Genomic DNA, 2,014 nt, shown 5'->3' with positions numbered 1-2,014 from the left:
AACAGGCATTTAAAGTACAAAACTCTTGGGGTAAAACATGGGGCGACAATGGATTTTTCTGGATAGATTATACATTCTTTGCAAAAACTACAAAAGGAGCTATTAATGAATCTTATGTAGCCTATGTTCAATAAAAAAGAAACTATAAAAGTGAAATCATGGCCGGAATAAATTCCGGCCTTTTTTTGGTCTTTTCAAAATCTTTATCAATAAAAAGCGTGTGCCATTCCTGACACACGCTTTTATTATTTTTATTACAACATACTGTTTTATTTCCAGCCTCCGCCTAAAGCCTGATACAGCTCAACGGCAGCCTTCATTTTGTTATATCTTGCATTGGAAATATTAAGTTCTGCATTCAATGAATTTACACTCGCATTCAAAACTTCAAGATAGTTAGCCATCCCGTAGTTTACCAATTCCTGGGAATATTCTACAGAATTTTTGTAAGCGACCAATTCTTTTTGTTTCAACTCAATGAATGAATCCTGAACCGAGAACACTCTGATGGCATCTGAAACTTCTTTTCCTGCGGTAAGAACTGTTTTTCTGAAGTTCAGATAAGCAGTTTCCTGATTAGCAAGACTTACGTCATAGTTGGTCTTGATGGTTCTTTTGTTCAGAATAGGCTGTGCCAGTCCTGCCACTACATTCGCAAATAGTGAGTTTACATTGAACAGGTGATCAATATCTACAGACTGAAGTCCTCCTGTTCCTGTAAGCTTTAATGTTGGATAAAACTGAGCTTTCGCAGCGTTAGTCAACTCAAATGCATTCATTAGGTTGTATTCTGCCCTCATGACATCCGGACGGTTTGCCAACAATTGAGCTGGATATCCAAGTTTTAGATCAATCGGAAGGCTCTGCCCTTCCAGTGTAGATCTTTCAATCGTATGAGAAGGCTCACCCATTAAAAGGCTCATTGTATTTTCAAGCAATTGAATCTGCGTATCGATGTCAATCAATAATGATTTTGCATTGAAAACAAGCGCTTCACTTTGCTGTACTGCAACTTCAGTGAGGTTTCCAGACGCTTTCAGTGCTTTTGTTGTTTCCAGATTCTTTTCCCTAATGGCAATTGTTTCTGTAATGATCTTTTTCTGGGAATCAAATGTCAACAACTGATAATATGCAGAAGCAATAGAGGAAACAAGACTGCTTTTTACAGCTTTATGAGCCGCAACGGTTCCCAGATAAGCTGCCAATTGTGCTTTTTCCTGTGCTTTCATTTTGCCCCATAAATCTGCTTCCCAGCCCAAACTTGCTGTAATGTCAAACTGATTTACATAACGTCTTTCTCCAATGATCTGTCCGAACTGAGTATTGAGAGACTGTGTCTGGAAAGTATAGTTAGGTCCCACAGAAAGCGTTGGAGCATAGGCCGCCTTGCTTTGTTTAAGATAAGCTTCTGCAGAATTGATACTTTGTAAAGCAATCCTGATATCCAGGTTATTATCCAAAGCTTTTGAAATATGCCCCTGAAGTATAGGATCTGTGAAGATTTCTTTCCATGAAACATTCGCAACACTGGTACTGTCTGAAGGAAGCATATCTGTGCGGAAAAGCTTTTCATCAACTACGTTCTTCGGCCTTTCATATTCCTTTCTGGCCATACAGGACGTTATGGCTCCCAGCATAATGGCTGAGAAAGTTATTCCTTTTATGATGTTTATTAAACTCTTCATTATTTGAGGTTTAAAAGTTTAAAGTTCAAGGTTTCCGGTTTTAGCCAAAAACCCTAAACTAAATTATTTACTCGGCTAAATTGATGTCTTCTTTTTTAATAGGTTTGATCTTTTCCTGTATCGTTTCAAAAATTACATACAATACCGGAATTACGAATAATCCTAAGATCGTTCCTATCAACAATCCTATTGCAGCACCGGTTGCAATGGATCGGTTTCCTACGGCTCCAATTCCACTAGCAAGAACAAGCGGCAATAGACCGAAGATAAAGGCAAATGAAGTCATCAGAATTGGTCTTAACCTTGCTTTTGCAGCATTAATAGCAGAC

3 protein-coding genes are annotated in these 2,014 nt (G+C 38.3%); 1 reads left to right on the top strand and 2 read right to left on the bottom strand.

What is annotated here, in order from left to right:
* A partial coding sequence (locus BBH99_RS23055; protein ID WP_394363555.1) for a C1 family peptidase occupies positions 1 to 134 on the top strand: 134 nt, incomplete at its 5' end.
* Between the two features lie 135 nt (positions 135 to 269).
* Here the strand turns inward: BBH99_RS23055 and BBH99_RS11250 are convergent.
* Together BBH99_RS11250 and BBH99_RS11245 are read right to left on the bottom strand one after the other, a co-directional pair.
* The gene (locus BBH99_RS11250; protein ID WP_066695548.1) at positions 270 to 1,685 is read right to left on the bottom strand and encodes an efflux transporter outer membrane subunit; all 1,416 of its coding nucleotides are present in this window, start codon (positions 1,683 to 1,685) and stop codon (positions 270 to 272) included.
* Positions 1,686 to 1,752: 67 nt separating this feature from the next.
* Positions 1,753 to 2,014: efflux RND transporter permease subunit (locus BBH99_RS11245; protein ID WP_131799220.1), on the bottom strand; the 262-nt coding region annotated here is incomplete at its 5' end.

The sequence above is a fragment of the Chryseobacterium contaminans genome, assembly GCF_001684955.1.
Lineage (GTDB): Bacteria > Bacteroidota > Bacteroidia > Flavobacteriales > Weeksellaceae > Chryseobacterium > Chryseobacterium contaminans.
Note: the sequence above shows the minus strand (reverse complement) of the source record. Positions and strands in the feature narration are given on the sequence as shown.